Origin of the sequence: Streptomyces lucensis JCM 4490 (genome assembly GCF_014650035.1) — a bacterium.
Lineage (GTDB): Bacteria > Actinomycetota > Actinomycetes > Streptomycetales > Streptomycetaceae > Streptomyces > Streptomyces lucensis.
In genome coordinates this window covers 1-19,482 of the sequence record NZ_BMUE01000006.1, presented here as the reverse complement: position 1 = coordinate 19,482, position 19,482 = coordinate 1, and the positions used below count along the sequence as shown (strand labels likewise).

General features: G+C 74.4%; 11 protein-coding genes. 5 read left to right on the top strand and 6 right to left on the bottom strand.

The genetic code is table 11. The annotated features are described in order from the left end of the window. Positions 1-51: 51 nt before the first annotated feature. The 3 genes from trmB to IE177_RS15225 form a co-directional block, all read right to left on the bottom strand. Positions 52-879: a tRNA (guanosine(46)-N7)-methyltransferase TrmB gene (gene trmB, locus IE177_RS15235; RefSeq protein WP_190015878.1), complete on the bottom strand. Its 828-nt coding sequence runs from the start codon at positions 877-879 to the stop codon at positions 52-54. A gap of 37 nt (positions 880-916) precedes the next feature. Next, complete coding sequence (gene lhgD, locus IE177_RS15230) at positions 917-2,125, bottom strand: L-2-hydroxyglutarate dehydrogenase (protein ID WP_190015877.1); 1,209 nt, start codon at positions 2,123-2,125, stop codon at positions 917-919. 82 nt (positions 2,126-2,207) lie between these two features. After that, positions 2,208-3,632: an NsdA family TPR-like regulatory protein gene (locus IE177_RS15225; RefSeq protein ID WP_190015876.1), complete on the bottom strand. Its 1,425-nt coding sequence runs from the start codon at positions 3,630-3,632 to the stop codon at positions 2,208-2,210. 702 nt (positions 3,633-4,334) lie between these two features. Between IE177_RS15225 and IE177_RS15220 the strand changes: the two genes are divergently transcribed. Continuing rightward, a complete protein-coding gene (locus tag IE177_RS15220; protein WP_190015875.1) occupies positions 4,335-6,413 on the top strand; it encodes an asparagine synthase-related protein in 2,079 nt (692 codons plus the stop codon). A gap of 424 nt (positions 6,414-6,837) precedes the next feature. Next, positions 6,838-10,209 carry an AfsR/SARP family transcriptional regulator gene (locus IE177_RS15215; protein WP_190015874.1) on the top strand — a complete coding sequence of 1,124 codons (3,372 nt, stop codon included), beginning with the start codon at positions 6,838-6,840 and terminating at the stop codon, positions 10,207-10,209. A 54-nt stretch (positions 10,210-10,263) separates the two neighbouring features. Here IE177_RS15215 and IE177_RS15210 read toward each other — a convergent pair whose 3' ends face one another. Both IE177_RS15210 and IE177_RS15205 read right to left on the bottom strand, forming a co-directional pair. After that, positions 10,264-12,249 (bottom strand): sigma-70 family RNA polymerase sigma factor, encoded by a 1,986-nt coding sequence (locus tag IE177_RS15210; RefSeq protein ID WP_190015873.1) that lies wholly within the window; start codon positions 12,247-12,249, stop codon positions 10,264-10,266. A gap of 487 nt (positions 12,250-12,736) precedes the next feature. Next, positions 12,737-13,543 (bottom strand): TetR/AcrR family transcriptional regulator, encoded by an 807-nt coding sequence (locus IE177_RS15205; protein ID WP_190015872.1) that lies wholly within the window; start codon positions 13,541-13,543, stop codon positions 12,737-12,739. Between the two features lie 375 nt (positions 13,544-13,918). Between IE177_RS15205 and IE177_RS15200 the strand changes: the two genes are divergently transcribed. Beyond that, positions 13,919-15,298, top strand: a complete 1,380-nt coding sequence (locus tag IE177_RS15200) for an NAD(P)/FAD-dependent oxidoreductase (RefSeq protein WP_190015871.1) — start codon at positions 13,919-13,921, stop codon at positions 15,296-15,298. 134 nt (positions 15,299-15,432) lie between these two features. Next, positions 15,433-17,079, top strand: a complete 1,647-nt coding sequence (locus IE177_RS15195; RefSeq protein ID WP_190015870.1) for an ATP-binding SpoIIE family protein phosphatase — start codon at positions 15,433-15,435, stop codon at positions 17,077-17,079. A gap of 95 nt (positions 17,080-17,174) precedes the next feature. On the opposite strand, the gene IE177_RS15190 is transcribed toward IE177_RS15195, so the two are convergent. Next, positions 17,175-18,446: an MFS transporter gene (locus IE177_RS15190; protein ID WP_190016208.1), complete on the bottom strand. Its 1,272-nt coding sequence runs from the start codon at positions 18,444-18,446 to the stop codon at positions 17,175-17,177. Between the two features lie 122 nt (positions 18,447-18,568). On the opposite strand from IE177_RS15190, the gene IE177_RS15185 reads away from it, so the two are divergent. Continuing rightward, complete coding sequence (locus IE177_RS15185; protein ID WP_190015869.1) at positions 18,569-19,117, top strand: MarR family winged helix-turn-helix transcriptional regulator; 549 nt, start codon at positions 18,569-18,571, stop codon at positions 19,115-19,117. The last annotated feature ends 365 nt before the right edge of the window (positions 19,118-19,482 follow it).

Here is a 19,482-nt window from a genome sequence, read left to right as displayed (position 1 = left end):
GGTTCTGGAGCGGTCGGGGGGACCCGCGGCGCCGGCCCGGGCTGCCGGCGGTTACCGGCTCTGGTGCGGTACGCGCCGGAAGAGCAGATCGTTCACCAGGTGTCCCTTGTCCAGTCCCTGACCTTCGAAACGGGTCAGCGGCCGGAACTGGGGGCGTGGCGCGAAACCGCCCCCGGCCTGCGTGTTCTCGAAGTCGGGGTGCGCGTCGAGCACCTCGAGCATCTGCTCGGCGTAGGGCTCCCAGTCGGTCGCGCAGTGCACGATCGCCCCGGGCCGCAGCCGGGTGGCGGCGAGCGTCAGGAACTCGGGCTGGATGAGCCGCCGCTTGTGGTGCCGCTTCTTGGGCCAGGGGTCGGGGAAGTACACGCGCAGTCCGTCCAGCGCGTCCGGCCGCAGCATCTCCCGGAGCAGGATGATCGCGTCCCCGTTGCCCACCCGGACGTTCGTCAGACCGTCCCGGTCGGCGAGGTTGAGCAGGTTGCCCTGCCCCGGGGTGTGCACGTCCACGGCGAGGATGTTGGTGTCCGGGTCGGCGGCGGCCATCCGGGCGGTGGCCTCGCCCATCCCGAAGCCGATCTCCAGCACGACCGGGTTGGCGTTCCCGAACAGCTCCGCCGGATCGATGACCCGCTGCCCGTCGATGTCCAGCCCCCACTGGGGCCACAGCCGCTGCAGCGCGTCGGCCTGCCCGGCCGTCACCCGGCTGCGCCGTGGCTGGAAGCTGCGGATCCGCCGCTCGAAGTGTGATCCGGCCGGATCGGCCTTGGGCCCGTCGGGAAACCGCGGCTCGCCCTTGGCCCGGGTGTGCCGGACGGAGACCCCGGGCACGTGCGGTGCCGAGGCCAGGGCTTCGGGGGTGGTGTTCAGGGAGTCAGACACAGTAAGACAGATTTTACGGCGCGGCCGGACGGTGCCCTCACAGCAGACCGAGCACCCGCCGTGCGACCTCCCGCCCGATGGGCAGGGAGGCGGTCGCGGCCGGGGACGGCGCGTTGAGCACGTGCACCGTCCGCGCCCCCTCCCGGATCAGGAAGTCGTCCACCAGCGTCCCGTCCCGCAGCACCGCCTGCGCCCGCACCCCGGCGGGGGCCCGCACCAGATCGGCGGCCTCCACCGCGGGCAGCAGTCTGCGCACCGCCTCCAGGAAGGCCCCCTTGGACACCGACCGCCGCAGCTCACCCGCCCCGTACCGCCAGTGCCGCCGGGCGATCGCCCAGGACCCCGGCCACGCCATGGTCCCGGCCAGCTCCCGGGGCCGCACGACCCCCCAGCCGTACCCCTCCCGGGCGAGGGCCGGCACCGCGTTCGGCCCGATGTGCACGCCCCCGTCGACGCCCCGGGTCAGATGCACGCCGAGGAACGGGAAGGCGGGGTCCGGGACCGGGTACACCAGCCCCCGCACCAGCTCCGGCCGCGCCAGCTCGTAGTACTCCCCGCGGAACGGCACGATGCGCACCCCGGGTTCGTCCCCGGTCAGCCGCGCCACCTCGTCGCAGTGCAGCCCGGCGCAGTTCACCATGACGCGCGCGCGCACGACGTCTCCGCCCGCGGTGAGCACCGCCACGCCCCGCTCCGGCCGCCGGTCCACCCGCACGACCTGTGCGCCGTAGCGGACCTCCGCCCCGGACGCCCGCGCCAGCTGCGCGGCGACCCCCGCGAAGTCGCACACGCCGGTCGTCCCGACGTGTATGGCGGCGAGGCCCCGCACCTCCGGTTCGTACTCGGTGATCTGCGAGGGACCCAGTTCCCGCACCGGGATGCCGTTCTCGCGCCCCCGCTGCACCAGCGCGTGCAGCCGGGGCAGCTCCTCCCGCTCGGTGGCGACGATCAGCTTGCCGGTGACGGCGTGCGCGATGCCGTACTCGGCGCAGAACTTCACCATCTCGGCGGCGCCCCGCACCGCGTACCGCGCCTTGAGCGAGCCCGGCCGGTAGTAGACGCCGCTGTGGATGACACCGCTGTTGCGTCCCGTCTGGTGCCGGGCCGGCCCCGGCTCCTTCTCCAGCACGATCACCCGCGTACCCGGCCTGGACCGCGTGATCGCGTGCGCCGTCGACAGCCCGACGATCCCACCGCCGATCACGAGCACATCACAGTCGTACGCCCCGGTCCGCACCTGCACCACCTCCGCCGTCGATAGTGCACTGCGCCACTGACAACCGCTTCAAACCCGGGAAACCCGCCCGGCGGGCGGCGCGGGCGCGGTCCTACGCCATCGCCATCAGGAGCGGGCGGGCCCGCTCCCGCAGTTCCACGACCCGCGGCTCGTCCCCGTACGGCTCCAGCCGGTGCAGGAGGTCCTTCACGTACTCCGCGGTCCGCGCCGACGAGATCCGCCCGGCCACCTCCACGGCCCGCACGCCCTGCTCGCACGCCGCGTCCAGGTTCCCGGACTCCAGCTCGGCGACCGCGGAGACCACCAGCCGCAGCCCGTGGGACCGTACGAACTCCTCCGTCGGCTTCGACAGCGCCTGCTCGGTGAAGCGCCGGACCTGACGCGGCAGCTTCAGGTCGCGGTAGCACTCCGCTGCGTCCGCGGCGAACCGGTCGTAGCCGTAGAAACCGAGCCAGGTGGGGTCGTTGTCCCCCTCCCTGGACCGCTCCAGCCAGCCCTCGGCGGCCTTCAGCGCCGTGCCGGCGGCCTGCGCGTCGCCCGCGCGCGCGTGGGCCCGCGCCTCGACGAGCCGGAAGAAGCTCATGGTGCGGGCGGTCGCCAGTCCCCGGTTGCGCTCCAGGGCGGCCTGCGCCAGGTCGACCCCCTCGTCGCCGAAGCCCCGGTACGTCGCCTGCAGCGACATGGAGGCCAGCACGTACCCGCCCAGCGGCACGTCGGCCGCCGCGCGCGCGAGCCGCAGCGCCTGGATGTAGTACCGCTGCGCGGCCTCCTGCTGCCCGGTGTCGAAGGCCATCCACCCGGCGAGGCGGGTGAGTTCGGCGGAGGCGCCGAACAGGGCGCGGCCGACCTCGTCGGAGTAGGAGCCGAGCAGCAGCGGCGCCGCCTCGACCCGCAGGCACTCCGGCACCATCGACGAACGCCAGTCGCCGCCCCCGTACTTGGAGTCCCACCGCCTGGCGTCCTCGGCGGCCTCCCGCAGTTTCTGCACATCGCTGTGGCCGACTTTGAGCGGTGCGCCCGAGCCCTCCATGGAGCCGGTCTCGCGCGCGACCGAGCTGTCGGCGGGGGTTATCAGCCACCGGGAGGCGGGCGTTGCGTATGCGCTCACTGCGAACGATCCGGCGAGGGACTGCCAGATGCCGCCGGAGCCGGCCCGGCGCCCTGCGAGGTCGAGACGGTACAGCTCCGTCGCCGATCTCACCGCCTGCCCGACGTCCCTGGGGAAGGCGAGGCCCACTTCGGGCGCGGGGTCCGCGTCCGCCAGTCCTATCTCGTGCAGCGGTACCGGGCGGCCGAGCTTCTGCCCGATGGCGGCGGCGATGAGGTGAGGGGCCGCACCCTGCGGCACCATCCCCTTCGACACCCAGCGCGCCACGGAGGTCTTGTCGTAGCGAAGAGTCAATCCGCGTTGGGCGCCGAGGTCGTTGACGCGTCGCGCGAGCCCTGCGTTGCTGATTCCCGCGAGGGCGAGAACGGTGCCGAGTTTCTCGTTCGGCCCGCGTTGCTCCCTGGACATGCGCCACCCCTCGACACAGACGGCCGCCGCGCTGGCATAACCACGCGGCATTCGTAAACCCAGCGTAGTTCGCCGCATCCCAAGCGTTAAGGGGCATTGTTCCGGTTGGCGGGATTGTGGTCCGTACGCGAGTGCGTCCCTGTACGCACCGTGCACGGCGGGCCTTCACGTGCCCCCGGCCGTGTGGCCGTGCGCCCGTCCGTGCGCTCTTCTCCGGCCATCGGGGGAGCGATTCCATGGCTCTTGCGTGGGTCGGCCCGCTGTACTGGATCCAGTGGGCTGGGGGACACCGCCACCTTCATCCCCGCGGGTGGCGGACCGGTCCGGGAGGCGAGGCCCGCCTCCCGGACTGTGCGCGTCACGCGCCGCCCGCGCTCGACGCGAAGCCTGTACGGAGCGTGTGCACATCCCGCCCTCCGCCACGGATTTGGCCGAAAATCGACCCCGCCTCCCGCGGGTGACCCCGTGCCTCACCACGGCAGTTGAGGGCGCGAAGGGCGGCAAAACGGCGCGTTCAGGGGCGCATTCACGTCGCGCCGACCTTGCATCGTACGGGAGTTCGCGTACTGCCGGGCACGCGCGCGTGAGCGCATTCCCTCGATCGAAGGCGGCGCCACGGAGCCTCGGGAGCGCGTCCTTCATGGCAGCATGGGGACCCTGTTCGTGCGGTGCACTGGTGGTCCACAGCCTGTGGAGGCGTCGATGCGGTGGTTGGTGGGGTGGAGCAGCACCGCCGCGGGCACCGCCGGGACCGGCTCCGCGGGCGCGGTGGGCCACGACGGCGAGAGCCTGCAGCCGGTCGGCTCCCAGCTCCTGTGGGGCGACCCGGACCCGTTGTGGGCCGTCGGCGACTGGCGCCCGGACGAGGTGCGCGTGGTGCGGTCCGACGGACAGACCCGGATCGCGGTCCTCGGCATCTGCGGCGCCTCCGACGAGGAGCTGCGCCGCGCCCTGTTCACCGCGCGCGGTGGCGCACTGCGCCACCTGACGACCTGGTCCGGCAGCTACACGGCCGTCGTCCAGGTGGGCCGCCGCATCACCGTCTGCGGCGATCTGGCGGGCGCCCGCCCGGTGTTCCACACCCCCTGGGCCGGCGGCACGGCCTACGCCACCGCAGCGCTCCCCCTCGCCGACCTCGTCGAGGCCAACCTGGACTTCGGTCACCTGGCCGCCCTGCTCGCCGCCCCCGACGTGCCCGCCGCGCTGCGCGACACCACCCCGTACGACGGCGTACGGCGCGTGCCGCCCGGGCACGCGCTGGTGCTGCGCGCCGGGGCCCGGGAGATCGCCGGGTACGAACCCGTCGCCTCCCTCGCCGTGGCCGCGCCGCCGGCCGACCCCGACCGCGCCGTGGACGCCGTACGGGACGCCCTGGTGGAGGCGGTCCGCACCCGGCTCGCGGCGCCCCGGCACGTACCCGACCTCGACCCCGGGCCGGTGCCCGGCATGGGGCCCGCCGAGCGGCGGGCGGCACGTGGGATGCCGGTGCCCGGGATCGGCGCCGACCTGTCCGGCGGACCGGCCTCCGGCACCCTCGCGCTGCTGGCGGCGGGGCTGCCCGGCAGACCGGGCACGCTCCTCGGCCACGGCACGGGCGCGGGCGAGCGGCTCTCCGCCGTCACCTTCAACGACCTCGCCGTGGGCGGCCGCGAGGCCGAACTCGAACGCGCCGGCACCCTCGCCGCCAATCCCCGGCTGCACCACGTCGTCGTCACCGGGGGCGAGGAGACCCTGCCCTACGCCGACCTCGACGGCCCCCTCACCGACGAGCCCGGGCCCTCACTGGTCACGGCGGCCCGCCACCGTGCCCGGCTCGCCGCCGGCAGCGCCGACCACTTCACCGGCCACGGCGCCCGCCAGGTCCTCGACGCCCACCCCGCCCGCCTCGCCGACCTCCTGATGGACCGCCGACGGCGCCATCTGGTGCGGCCGGTCGCCGCCCTGGCCCGGGCCGACGGCTCGGTGATGGTCCCCGCGCGCGTGTACGGCGCCGCCCGGCGCCTGGCCCGCATGCCCTACCGGGCGGGTCTGGAGGTGCTGGCCGAAGGGCTGATGCGGCGCCGCTTCGACGAGCCCAAGGGGGCGGTCGGTGCGTCCCTCGCCGCGCTGACCTGGGCCGGCCCCGGGCCGGCCGCGCGGTGGCTGACGGGGGAGGCACTGGCTGAAGTATCGGTTCTGCTGCAGGGCGCGGCGGACCGCTCCGCCACCGGTCCCGACCGGCGCCCCGGTGACCACCGCGCGCGTGCGGCCCTCGCCCGGCACGCCGCCGATCTGCGCGTGCTGGAGCAGGCCGCGGAGATCCGCTCCCAGCGCCTGCACGCGCCCTTCCTCGACAACCAGGTCGTCCGCGCCTGCCGTGACCTGCCGGAGGCCCTGCGCGTCCAGCCGGGCGCCCGCGCGGCCATCCTCCGTACGGTTCTGGAGGGCGCCGGCGTCACCGATCTGCCGCCCGGCTGGGGCGCACCCTCGCACGCCACCTCGGCGGCCGCCGCGCGCGCCGGCCTGCGTCTGTCGGCCGACCCGCTGCTGGAGTTGTTCTCCACCCCGCTGCTGGCGGACGCCGGCCTGGTGGAGGCCCGCGTCGTCCGCAAGGCGGTGCGTGCGGCGGCCGCCGGTGAACCTCTTCCGCTGGACGGACTCGCCGAGCTGATCTCCCTCGAACTCTGGCTCCGCCGCCTCCTCGCTCGCCGCGGCACCTGCTGGACCGGCACCCCGGCACGAGCCCGCGCGGTGCCCTCCGGCATCCCGCCGAGAAGGGGAGCGCTGGCCTCCGGCGCGTGACCGGCGACGTCACGCCCGCGGCTCCGTCGTGGCTGGTCGCGCAGTTTCCCGCGCCCCCGGGGGCTGTGGGCACGGGGGTCCGTATGCCGCCGTAGCTTCCGGCAGCCGTGCCGGCCCAGCCGGGCGCTGGTCTTCGGCGCGTGATCGGTGATGCTTCGCCTGCGGGTTCGTCGTGGCTGGTCGCGCAGTTTCCCGCGCCCCTGGGGGCTGTGGGCACGGGGGTCCGTATGCCGCCGTAGCTTCCGGCAGCCGTGCCGGCCCAGCCGCGGACACCCGTGCCGCCGGGGCGGCACGGGTGGGCGCGGCGGCACCCCGCACGCGCGGGCCACCTGACCCCCGCCCGGCCGAAGCACAGGGCACCGGAACCGCACCGCCCCCCGAAACCCCCGTGCCCCCGCCCCCGCCTCCCCGCGACAATGACCCGGTGCGGTACAGAATCCTCGGCCCGACCCGAGCGTCAGACGACCAGGACACCCCCCTCCCCATAGGCGGCCAGCGCCTCCGCACGCTCCTCGCCGCCCTGGCCCTGCGCCCCGGCCGCACCACCACCCCCGAGACCCTCATCGACGAGGTCTGGGCGGACGACCCGCCCCAGGACGCCCCCGCCGCCCTCCAGGCCCTGATCGGCCGCCTCCGCCGCGCCCTCGGCAGGCACGCCATCGCCTCAGCCCCCGGCGGCTACCGCCTCGAGGCGACCGAGCAGGACGTCGACCTGCACGTCTTCGAGCGGCTCACGCACACCGGCACCAAGGCACTCGCCGCCGGCGACCCCGCCACCGCGCACCGCACCCTCACCGAGGCCCTCCACCTCTGGCACGGCCCGGCCCTGGCCGACCTCCCCGACCGCACCGCCGCCGCCCGTCCGGAGGCCCTGCGCCTGGAGGCGACCCGCGCCCGCGCCGCCGCGGCCCTGGACCTCGGCCGCGCGCAGGACGCCGTACCGGAGCTGAAGGAGCTGACCGCGGCCCACCCCTACGACGAACCCCTGCACGCCCTCCTCATCCGCGCCCTGCGCGACACCGGCCGTCCGGCCGACGCCCTCGCGGCCTACGAGTCGGCCCGCCGCACCCTGGCCGACACCCTCGGCACCGACCCGGGCCCGGAACTGAGGTCCCTGCACACCTCGCTGCTCCGGCAGGAGGAACCGCAGCTCCCGCGGACACCGCAGCTCCCGAGGACACCGCCGACACCGCGGACACCCACGTCCCCGGAGTCACCGACGCCGCCGCCTCCCGCCCCCCGGCCCCCCGAGCGCACCGGCAACCTCCGCCCCCGCCTGACGTCCTTCGTCGGCCGGGAACCGGAACTCGAGGCCATACGCTCCGACCTGCACAGGTCCCGCCTGGTCACCCTGACCGGACCGGGCGGCTCGGGCAAGACCCGCCTCGCCGAGGAGGCCGCCGCCGGGCTCCCCCAGGCCTGGCTGGTCGAACTGGCCCCGCTCGACCACCCGGAGGCGGTGCCCGGCGCGGTGGTCAGCGCGCTCGGCCTGCGCGAGACGGTGCTGCACACCAGCGACATGGCGATCGGTCAGACCGACCCCACCGCCCTGCTGATCGAGCACTGCGCCCCGCGCGACCACCTCCTGATCCTCGACAACTGCGAGCACGTCATCGATGCGGCCGCCGTCCTGGCCGAAACCCTCCTCACCCACTGCCCCGCGCTCACGATCCTCGCGACCAGCCGGGAACCCCTGGGCGTCCCCGGTGAGTCGGTGCGCCCGGTCGAACCTCTCGTCCCGGAGCAGGCGCACCGCCTGTTCACCGAGCGCGCCGAGGCCGTCCGTCCCGACGCCGGCGCCGTGCTCGGCGACACCGAGGCCGTGGGGGAGATCTGCCGCCGCCTGGACGGTCTGCCGCTCGCCATCGAGCTGGCCGCCGCCCGGCTCAGGCTGCTGACCCCGCGCCAGATCGCCGACCGGCTCGACGACCGCTTCCGCCTGCTCACCACCGGAAGCCGCACGGTCCTGCCCCGCCAGCAGACCCTGCGCGCGGTCGTCGACTGGTCCTGGGAGCTGCTCGACGAGCGGGAACGCACGGTGCTGTGCGAGGTGTCCGTGTTCGCCGGCGGCTGGGACCTAGCGGCGGCCGAGGCCGTGTGCACCGGCCCCGCGGCCGACCTGATCGGGGCCCTCGTGGACAAGTCCCTGGTGGTCGCCTCGCACGGACCGGACGGCTACGCCGCTGCGAGCGGCATGCGCTACCGCATGCTGGAGACCATCCACGAGTACGCCACCGAGCGTGCGGCCGAGGTCCCCGGTCTGCGCGCCGCGGCCGAGCGCCGGCACCGCGCGTGGGTGCGGGCGCTGGTCGAGGAGGCCGATCCGCTGTTGCGCTCCGCGGCCCAGCTGCCCTGGATCGCCCGCCTGGAGACCGAACTGGACAACATCCGCGCGGCCCTCGACCGTGCCGTGCGCACCGGTGACGAGCCGGAGGCGGGCGCGATCGCCCTGGCCATGGGCTGGTTCTGGTGGCTGCGCAACTACCGGCAGGAGGCGGTGGCCTGGGTCCGGCTGGTACTCCGCCTGGGGGTGGCCCTGGACGGCCTGCCCGCGGGGGCTCCCCCGGACGCCCTGGAGAAGCGGATGGAGTCCGCCGACCCGGTGGACGCCCTCCTCACCGCCCCCGACGGGGAGGGCGGGCATCCACTGCGCTGGCTGCGCATGGACCTGCGGATGCTCGACCTGCTGCTGACGTCGGAGCTGGGCAGCGAACACCTGAGGTCCGACGAGCGGGCCCCGCGGTACGTCGCGCGTATCCGGGCCGCCTACGAGCGGGGCGGTCCGCAGGCCGCCCGGCTCCCGGGCCTCATCTGGCCGATGACCACCTACTACCTGGGCGACCCGGCGGACAGCGGCCCCGACATGGCCGCGGCCGTCGCCAACTGCCGTGTGTACGGAGGGGAGTGGGAGATCGGGGTGTGCCTGATGTACCGCACCCACGTCACCGTCGACTCCCCGGGCAACCTGCGGGGCGTGGACGAGTCCCTGGCCGAGCTGCGGCCGCTCAGCCGGCGCGTCGGGGACCGCTGGATGCGGGCGCAGGTGTGCAGCGCGGCCGGCGAGGCGGCCATGGCGCGCGGCCGGTTCGACGAGGCGCGCGCCGAGTACGAGGAGGCACTGCGCCTCGCCTACGAGGTGGGGGCGTACGCCGAGTCGCCGTTCCTGATGGCGAGACTCGCCGAGATCGCCTACCGCTCCGGCGACCGGGACGCCGCGCTGACCGCCCTGGACGAGGCCGGGGCGGCCGCCGACCGGTACGCGGTGCTGGAGTCCCGGGCCTTCGTGCTGCTGCTGCGCGCCCACATCGCGCTGCACGACGGGCGGACCGCGCAGGCCCGCGAGATGTACGAGGCCACGTGCGCGATGGCGGACGGGGGTACCCCGCCACCCCAGTTCCTGGCCGCCCTGCGCGGGGTCGAGGCGCTCCTCGCCGCCGACGAGTCGGGCCCGGCGCACGGGCTTCCGGTCGTCGCCGAGGCGCTGCGCGAGGCCGGCGACAGGCGGTGCGCCGAATCGATCACGGCGGGGCTCGTGGACACCGCCGCCGGGCTGCTGGCCCGCCTCGGCGACCTGCCGGGCGCGCTACGGCTGTACGCCGCCTCGGACAGCTGGCGCGACGGCCATCCGCGCCCCGAGCCGGAGCACAGCGAGGCCGCACGGGTGCTCGCCGGTGCCCGCGCGGCACTGCCGGCCGAGCGGTTCGCCGCCGAGCGGGCGCGAGGGGCGACCCTCGACGTGGCGGGCGTCCTGCGCGAGCTGAGCGCGAGGACGGCAGCCGCCGCCGAAGGCCGGTAGGGCCGGGCCCGCGATTCCGGCCTCGTCCGCCGGACAGGTCCGGGTTCGCCGCCGCTACCGGCAGGTGAACCGGGCCTCCGCCCAGTCCGCCAGGGCCACCCGGTCGAAGGCGCTGCCGTGCGGTTCCACGACGAGCCGGACGGTGCTGCGCCCGGTGAGGTCCAGATGGACGGGGACGGCCCGGTCGCGGGCCCCGACCGTCCCGGACCGCCACAGCCGGACCCCGTCCGCGTAGACCGAGAAGAGGACCTTTCCGGGTCCCGGCGTCAGGTCGTCCACGCCGGCCAGCGCGTCGTAGGCGGTGCACGGGCGATTGAGGGCGACGGTGACGGAGGACTCGCCGTGGACGGTCGCCCCGCCCGCGTACCGCCGGCCGTCGATCCGCATGCCGTGGCGCTGCCAGACCCAGCTGCTCCCACGCAGTGCGATCTCCGGCCGGGTGCCGTCCCCGACGACGTCGTAGCGCAGGCCGCCCAACTCGTAGACGGCCGGGGCCGGCGGGATCGGGGGCGTCGGGGCCGGGTCGGGCTCCGGCGTAGGTGTGGCCGTCGGCGCACGCGTCGGGGGCGGGGTGGGCTCGGGTGCGGGCGTGCGGGGCGCGGTGGGGGGTGAGGCGGGCGTGGGGGACGGTGACGGCGTCCGGGCCCGCTCGGGGGCGAGCTCCACCGGCTTCGGCGCCGGTCTCTTCTTCGGTGGATCGGCCACCGTCGGATCGGCCACCGGTGGATCGGCCACCGTCGGATCGGCCACCGTCGGCGCGGACAGCGGTGGCTCCGACCGCACGACCGGGGCGGACGGTGACGGTCCGGCCACGTCCTTGGCCGGATGGCTGCCGCCGGCCAGGGCCAGCGCCACGACGGCGACGGCCACCGAGACCACACCGGCCGCGATACCCGCCTTCACCGGCGCCCCGAGTACTTCCGAAGCGGCGGCCGCCCCGCCGCCGGTCCCCGCGCCACCGGACGATCCGGCACCGGCGGCGGCCCCCGCCGCGGCACCTGCGGCCCCGCCGCCTCCGGCCGCGATCCCGAGCGCCTTGGCGTACCCGGCGGCCGGGAACCAGCCGATGACGGCGACCGGGACGACAGCGGGAATACCGTGCGCGACCTCCTCGATCTGCGCGGCCGCCAGCCGGCACCGGGCGCACTGCTCGAGATGCGCGCGCAGACCCCGTTCCGCGCGGATGCGCAGCTTGCGGCGGGCGTAGCCGCCGAGCCGGCCGGCGTAGCGGGCGCACTCCTCGCCGCCGTCGGCGAGGCCGGCGCTGACGTGGGCCTGGAGGTAGGCCTGCTTCAGGCCCTCACGGGCGCGGCTGGCCAGCACCCGGGCGCCGTTGGCGTCCAGCCCGAACAGGACGGCCACCTCGCTCGGCGACTCGTCCTCGACCTCGGTGTGCCACAGCACGGCCTGCCAGCGTTCCGGCAGCGAGCGGAAGGCGCGCATGGCCATGGACCGCTCGGCCTCGTGCATCGCGTGCACGTCGGCGCCCGCGTCCGGCCCCGCTCCGAGGGAACCGGCAGCCGTGGTGCCGTCGGTTCCCCCGGAGGGCCGCGCGGCCTGCTGGGCGAAGGCGGCGAAGTCGTCGACGAGTTGCTCGCGCCGGGCGGAAGCGGTCCAGTGCGCGGCGACCCGGCGCACCGACGTCAGCAGATACGCGCGCACGGCGTGCTCAGGTCCCGAACCGCCGCGGACGGCCTGCAGTGTGCGGGCGAAGACCTCCGCCGTCAGGTCGTCGGCGGTGTGGGCGTCCCGGCAGCAGGTTCGCGCGTACCGGCGTACGGCGTCCGCGTGCCGCCGGTACAGCTCCTCGTACGCGGAGTCGTCACCGCCGCGCATCCGAGCGATCAGCTCACCGTCGGCGGGCGGCGCGCCCGGCGCCGGCGGAGGCACGTCTCCGGCGCGCTGCGCGGGCACGCCCGCGTCGCCGAGCCGACCGGAGCGTGCTCCGCGGCCACGCTGACCCGGCACCTGGGGTAAGGACGCGCCGGCCCGGTCGGGCTCACCGTCACCGAGGGGCCCGTCCCGCCTGTCGACACTCATCGCGGAACGCCCCCTACGCCAGGCCCACCCCGTTCCGTCACCGGCTCAGCGTGACACACAACCGCGTCCCCGACGCCCCCCTCACGCCCTCATCCACTCGTCCTGGCGAACGCGCCGCACACCGGACAGCCGCACCCGAACGGGTGAACTGGAAGCACTCGGGGCCAGACGCGACCGGGCGACGGCGAATGGGAACTCCCCCACAGCCACCGGCGCCGAGCCCCCGGGGATGGACAGCCTTCCGCCGCCGAGGGCGCGCCACCGCCCCGCACCGCCGCCCCGCGCCACCGTCCACGCGCGACTGCGGTCAGCGATCAGCGGCTTGACACGGTTCGCCGGGCGCCCCGGTCCCCACCCGGGAGCCGGGAAGGCGAAGGGGCCCGACCCCGAACGCGGACCACCCGCGCCACCCGGCCGCGGTGGCGGCGTGGGTGACGCGGGTGGTGACGGCATCCCGCGCGGACGAATCCGGGGCGAGCGGCGGTGCCTAGGCCGGCCGCGACCGCAGCCCCTCCAGCAGGATCTCCAGCAACCGGGCGGACGCCGCCGCCTGCTGCGCCGGATCCGGCAGCGACGGGGCCGCCGTGGCGATGACGAGCAGCACGTCGGACACGGACACGTCCGCGCGCAGCTCACCCGCCGCCCGCGCCCGCTCCACCAACTGACCGACGACCTCCAGCAGCGCCCCGGCTCCGGCGTCGTCGGCCACCCCAGCAGCCTCCTCCGGCACCAGCCGCAGCTCGCCGGCCCCCGACTGCGTGCGCTGCTGGGGCACCCGGGCGTCCTCGACCGGGCCGGCCAGGCCCACGGACTCCCCGGAGCCGACGCCGCCGGCCGGGCCCCCCGGTTCGGCCGAACCGGCGGAGCCGACCCGCAGCACCTGCGGCGGCAGCAGACGCCCCGCCCCCGACGCCACGGACGTCCGCAGGAACCGGGAAAGCGCCGACCACGGCTCGTCCTCCTGTCCGAGCGCCGTCCGCGCCTGCTCGGTCAGCCGCGACGTCTCCTCCTCGGCGATCCGCCGGACCAGCACGTCCTTGCTCGGGAAGCGCCGGTAGACCGTGCCGACACCGACCCGAGCGCGCCGCGCCACGTCCTCCATCGGCGCGCCGTACCCCAGCTCGCCGAAAACCTCACGTGCCGCACGCAGCACGTGCTCCAGATTGCGCTGTGCGTCCACGCGCAGCGGCGTCGTACGCGCCCCGTCGGCGCGTCCGTTGCCCGCCGCGCCCATCGCGCCGCCATGAGGCGCGACAGCGGTTGCGGATGACCAGTGCGTGTCCTGAACATGCATGTGTTCCCCCGGTAATGACGTCTCCCCCCGGAGACTCTCCCCGCCTGAGTCCGGAATGCGGGCAACTGACTTCGGTCCCGACCGGACCCACCCGTCGTGGCCCCGCTCGATCACAGTCCCTACACCCCATCGACACATGAACATAGTTGAGAGGGCGTCAATTCAGAAGGGGCAGATTCCGCACAGTGCGCCCCCCGATCGGAGTACGGGTCATGTACGTCCCGATACCGCACCTTCGTACCCTGTCGTCCGCACCCCCTGACCTGCCCCCTTTCGTCCCGCCCGAACAGCCCGCCCGCCTCCGCGCACTTCCGGCCGCCGGTCACACAATTTGCCGGGGCTGTGGACAAACAACAGAGACGGGTGCGTCATGGGATGGTGAAGGAACGTGCGCGCATTCTCGTTGTCGGCGGCGGCTACGTCGGGATGTACACGGCCCTGCGCCTGCAGCGAAGGCTGAAGGGGGAGCTCAGACGGGGGGAGGTCGACATCACCGTCGTCACCCCCGACCCCTACATGACGTACCAGCCGTTCCTCCCGGAGGCGGCCGCCGGCGCCATCTCCCCTCGCCACGTCGTCGTACCGCTGCGCCGCGTCCTGCACCGGTGCCACGTGGTCATCGGCGAGGTGACCGCCGTCGACCACGCGACGCGCACCGCCACCGTCACCACGCTCGCCACCGCGGAGGAGGGCGGGGCTGCCGAACTCCTCGGCTACGACGAGCTGGTGCTCGCCCCCGGCTCGGTCTCCCGCGTCCTGCCCGTCCCCGGGCTCGCCGAGTACGGCATCGGCTTCAAGACCGTCGAAGAGGCCATCGGGCTGCGCAACCACGTCATCGAGCAGATGGACATCGCCTCCTCCACCCGTGACCCCGCGGTCCGCGACGCCGCCCTCACCTTCGTCTTCGTCGGCGGCGGCTACGCGGGCGTCGAGGCCCTCGGCGAACTGGAGGACATGGCCCGCTACACCGCGCGCTACTACCACAACGTCCGTCCCGAGGACATGAAGTGGATCCTCGTCGAGGCATCCGACCGCATCCTCCCCGAGGTCGGCACGGAGCTGGGCCGCTACACCGTCACCCAGCTGCGCCGCCGCAACATCCAGGTGCTGCTGGAGACCCGCCTGGACTCCTGCGCCGACCGCGTCGCCGTCCTCAGCGACGGCCAGCGCTTCCCGACCCGTACGGTCGTGTGGACGGCCGGCGTCAGACCGCACCCCCTGCTCGCCGCCACCGACCTGCCGCTCACCGCACACGGCCGGCTCAGGTGCACCGCCCGGCTGGCCGTCGACGGCGTGGAGCACGCCTGGGGGGCGGGCGACGCGGCGGCCGTCCCGGACGTCACCGCGGCCGAACCCGGCACCGAGACCGCCCCCACCGCCCAGCACGCCCTCCGCCAGGCCGAGGTCCTCGGTGACAACATCGTCCACGCGCTGCGCGGCGAACCCCTTGAGACGTACGCGCACAAGTACGGCGGCTCCGTCGCCGCACTCGGCCTCCACAAGGGGGTCGCACAGATCTACGGGCGCCGGCTGAAGGGCTACCCTGCCTGGTTCATGCACCGCGTCTACCACCTCAGCCGCGTGCCCACCTTCAACCGCAAGGCCCGGGTGCTCGCCGAATGGACCCTCGCAGGGCTCTTCAAACGGGAGATCGTCTCGCTCGGATCACTCGAACATCCGCGTGCGGAGTTCGAACTGGCGGCCGGTGGAAAGCCTTCCCCCGGCCCCTCGGACGGCCCGAAGGGGTCGTCCTGACCGGACCCAGGAACTCCACGGACCGCACAGGCGTCTGACGGATGCCGCCACGGCCCGCTCCCTGCCAGACTGCCCACGTCCTCGGGCGGGTCACCCGCCCGCCCTCCCTCAGCACCCACGAGGCCTGCCCCACTGTGAACTTCACGCGCTGGAGCGCCCGGCTCCCCGGAACGCAGCGCCGCGCCGCAGCGCGGCCCGACACCCCGGTCCCCCCGGACCGGCGGGGGGACGGCTCCGTGCCCGCGGCCCGCGCGGCACAGCGGCCCGGGGACGCCCCCGCGGTGCCCGCGGTCGACGAACTGCCCACCCGTGACGTCCTCGACCGTGTCCCGGCCCTCGTCGCCCTGGTCCACGGACCCGACCACCGCATCGCCTACGTCAACGACGCCTACACGGCGGCCTTCGGCCCCCGGACCACGGGTGAACCCGCGCGCGAGGCGCTGCCCGAACTCGCCGAACTGGGCCTGCTCCCGCTCCTCGACCAGGTGCTGCGCAGCGGCAGGCCGCGCACCCTGAAGTCCCGCAAGGCCGTCGACGGCCGCTCCTACACCTTCACCTGCACGCCCGTGTCCGAGGACCGCGACCGCGACGGCGGCGTACTCGTCTTCGCCACCGACGTCACCGACCACGCGGAGGCCGCCGAACGCCTGCGCGCCAGCGAGCGGCGCCAGCGCGAGACCGCCGTCACCCTGCAACGCTCCCTGCTCCCGCAGGAGCTGGAGCAGCCCGACGACCTGCGCATCGCCGCCACCTACCAGCCCGGCGGCACGGAGGCCGCGGTCGGCGGCGACTGGTACGACGTGATCACGCTCGGCGGCGGGCGCACCGCCCTGGTCATCGGCGACGTCATGGGCCGGGGCGTGCGCGCCGCCGCCGTCATGGGCCAGCTGCGCACCGCCGTCCGCGCGTACGCCCGCCTCGACCTTCCCCCGCACGAGGTGCTCCAGCTCCTCGACGGCCTCGCCACCGAGATCGACGCGAACCAGATCGCCACCTGCGTCTACGCCGTCCACGACCCGAACGAGGGCCGGCTGGTGTACGCCTCCGCGGGCCATCTGCCGATCCTGGTCCGCGACGAGAACGGCACGGTCTCCCGCGCCGACGAACCGACCGGCCCGCCCCTGGGCACCGGCGGCTGGATGCACGCCTCCGGCTCCATCGCCCTCGGCCCGGGCGCCACGGCGGTTCTCTACACCGACGGTCTGGTCGAGCGCCGCGACGAGGACCTGGACGAGGGCATCGCCGCCCTGGAAAGAGCCCTCGCGGGCGCGACCGGCACCCCGCAGGTCGTCTGCGACCGCCTGGTCCGCTCGGCCGGCGTCACCGCCGACCACGACGACGACGTGGCCGTCCTCGTCCTCCAGCACCCGGCCCGCAAGGGCCCCGACGGCGAGCTCTTCCACAACGCGGCCCTGGAACTCCTCGGCGGTGTCGAGGCGGCCCCACGCGCGCGTGCCTTCGCCTCCGGCGTCCTCACCAGCTGGCGTTTCCCCGCCGAGCTGCACGACCTCGGCGTCCTCGCCACCAGCGAACTGGTCGCCAACAGCCTCCAGCACGGCACGCCGCCCATGCGGCTGCGGCTGCGCCGCACCGACCGCCGGCTCATCGTGGAGGTCACCGACGGCGACGACCACCTGCCGCGCCGCCGCCGCGCCGAACCGGGCGACGAGTCGGGCCGGGGCATCGCCATCGTGGCGACGATCGCCTCCAGCTGGGGCTGCCGCAGGACGCCGGGCGGCGGCAAGGCGGTGTGGTGCGAGTTCCTGCTGCCCAAGGGTTAGGGCCTCTGGTTCGGATCAGGCCTGATCCGAACCAGAGGCCCTGGGGGCGCGCATGCCCGAGAAGGAGGGGTGCGCGCCGTCCGGAGGCGCTGCCCCTACGCGGCCAGGCTCTCCGCGGGTGCTCCGCCCCGGGCCACCACACGGCTCCTGGCCGCGACCCACGGCTGGTCCTGCGCGACCGTGAGCCGGCGGCCCAGCCGCAGCGCCAGCACGGTGATACCCAGCGAGAACAGCAGGAAGGTCACGACGTACGGCGCGTGCAGCGACGCCCCCAGCGGTCCGCCGACCGCCGGACCCACCGCCAGCGCCAGCTGCTTGACCAGCGCGAAAGCCGAGTTGTACTGCCCGGCCATGCCCTCCGGCGCCAGATCGGCCACCAGCGGGGCGACCGTCGGCGACAGCATCGCCTCGCCCAGCCCGAACAGGGCGTACGTCGACACGAACGCGGCCGTGGCCATCTCCTGGCTGCCGTGGCCCAGGCCCGCGTACCCGGCGACCAGCCAGGCCACCGCCCAGATCAGACCGACCCCGGCGATCACCCGGGACCGCCGCCGCCGCTCGACGAACCTCAGCACGGCGAACTGGGCGACCACGATCATCAGCGTGTTCGCCGCCAGCGCGGTGCCCAGCGCGGAGGTGGATATCCCGGCGGCCTCCACGCCGTAGGCGCTCAGGCCCGACTCGAACTGGCCGTAGCAGGCGAAGAACAGCACGAAGCCCAGCACGGACAGCTGCACCATCGCCCGGTTTCCGAGCAACTGCTTCCAGCCGCCCTTCACCGACGCCGCGGGGGCGTCCGCCAGTCGGGGCGAATACGGCATGCGCACCGTGGCCATCACGACGACCAGCAGCAGGAACATCGCCGCCTCGATGGCGAACAGCAGCGTGAACGACGACACGCGCGTGGTGTCGACCAGGTGACCGCCGATGAGACCACCGACGCCGAGCCCCAGGTTCTGCAGGAAGAACTGCGTCGCGAACGCCCGCGAGCGCGTGTCCGCCGACGAGCAGTCCACGATCATCGTCGCCAGCGCCGGCTGCGTCACGGCCTGCCCGGCGCCGAGCGTCGCGGCGGCCAGCAGCACGCTCACGGCACCGCCCGCGAGCCCGAGGCCCAGCGCGCCCAGAGCGGCGGTCACCAGGGCGGCGAGCAGGACCGGCAGCGGGCCGCGCCGCACGATCGCCCGGCCGGCGAACGGCAGGACCATCAGCGCGGCCACGGCGAAGACGGCGAGCACCGTTCCCGCCGTCATGGCCCCCAGCCCCCGCACCTGCGCCACGTAGACGTACAGGTAGGGGACCGTGAAACCGAGCCCGAATGCGCTGAGTGCGTTGCCCACGTGGATCCGGCGCATCGCTGCGCCCATCGCCCTGGTCACGTTCACCTCTCTCACTAGTTAGACCTGAAGACTTCAAAGCTAAAGTTCGAAGCTAAAGAGTACACAGTGAAGGACTTCAAGGCAAAGCAGCGCCGTGCGATACTGCCGCCATGGCCGACACTCCCGGCGTCACCGAGCCGACGCTCGAAGAACAGATCGCCGCCTACCAGCGCGAGTTCCAGGACCTCGACCCCCAGGTCGAGAAGATCGTGTCGGCGCTGTCCCGGCTGAACCGCCGTATGAACGTCGCGTACGGCCGCCAGACGGCCGACCTCGGCATCAGCAACGCCGAGTGGGAGGTGCTCAAGGCGCTGGTCCTCTCCGGCGCCCCCTATCGCATGGGGCCCAGCGAGCTCGCCAAGCGGCTCGGTCTCACTCCGGCCGCCATGACCCACCGGATCGACCGCATGGTCACGGAGGGCCTGGTCACCCGGGAGCGCGACGAGACGAACCGCGTACGGGTGATCGTCGAGCTGACACCCGAGGGCCGCGAGAAGTGGCTGGAGGCCATGCGGCTCGCGACCGTCTTCGAGGAGGACCTGCTCCAGGACCTCACACAGGCGGAGCGCACGGTCCTCGGGGAGGTGCTGACCCGGCTCCTGCGCAGGGTGGAGCACGCCCAGCCGGACGCCGGCGGCCGGCTCAGCGACCTGGACTGAAGGACCCCCGGGTCCAGCTGAAAAGATCTTGACAGGGTCGCTTGACACCCCCCTGTCCGATCCGTAAAGTTCTTCGGGTTGCCACGGAGCCGTAACGGTTCTCCGGTGACACTCCGCCGCCGCGAGCGGCACCTCACACCAAAGCAGGATCTCCCGACGGGCTGATTTCGGCATGCCGGAATTCAATTCGAATAGGGACACGGTGCCCCGATTGGGAATCGCCGAGCGGATCCGCTAAGGTTTGAGACGTCGGAACGGCCCAACGGCCGCGAGGACAAACCCCCCTGACTGGGAGTCAGACGCCGAAAGGATCTGATAGAGTCGGAACCGCCGGAAAGGGAAACGCGAAAGCGGGAACCTGGAAA

Bases quoted from the DNA above. Each gene is read 5' to 3' on its own strand.
- IE177_RS15205 (WP_190015872.1), bottom strand. From the start codon at position 13,543: ATGCATGTTCAGGACACGCACTGGTCATCCGCAACCGCTGTCGCGCCT.
- IE177_RS15190 (WP_190016208.1), bottom strand. From the start codon at position 18,446: ATGGGCGCAGCGATGCGCCGGATCCACGTGGGCAACGCACTCAGCGCA.
- IE177_RS15185 (WP_190015869.1), top strand. From the start codon at position 18,569: ATGGCCGACACTCCCGGCGTCACCGAGCCGACGCTCGAAGAACAGATC.
- IE177_RS15220 (WP_190015875.1), top strand. From the start codon at position 4,335: ATGCGGTGGTTGGTGGGGTGGAGCAGCACCGCCGCGGGCACCGCCGGG.
- IE177_RS15210 (WP_190015873.1), bottom strand. From the start codon at position 12,249: ATGAGTGTCGACAGGCGGGACGGGCCCCTCGGTGACGGTGAGCCCGAC.
- IE177_RS15200 (WP_190015871.1), top strand. From the start codon at position 13,919: ATGGTGAAGGAACGTGCGCGCATTCTCGTTGTCGGCGGCGGCTACGTC.
- IE177_RS15225 (WP_190015876.1), bottom strand. From the start codon at position 3,632: ATGTCCAGGGAGCAACGCGGGCCGAACGAGAAACTCGGCACCGTTCTC.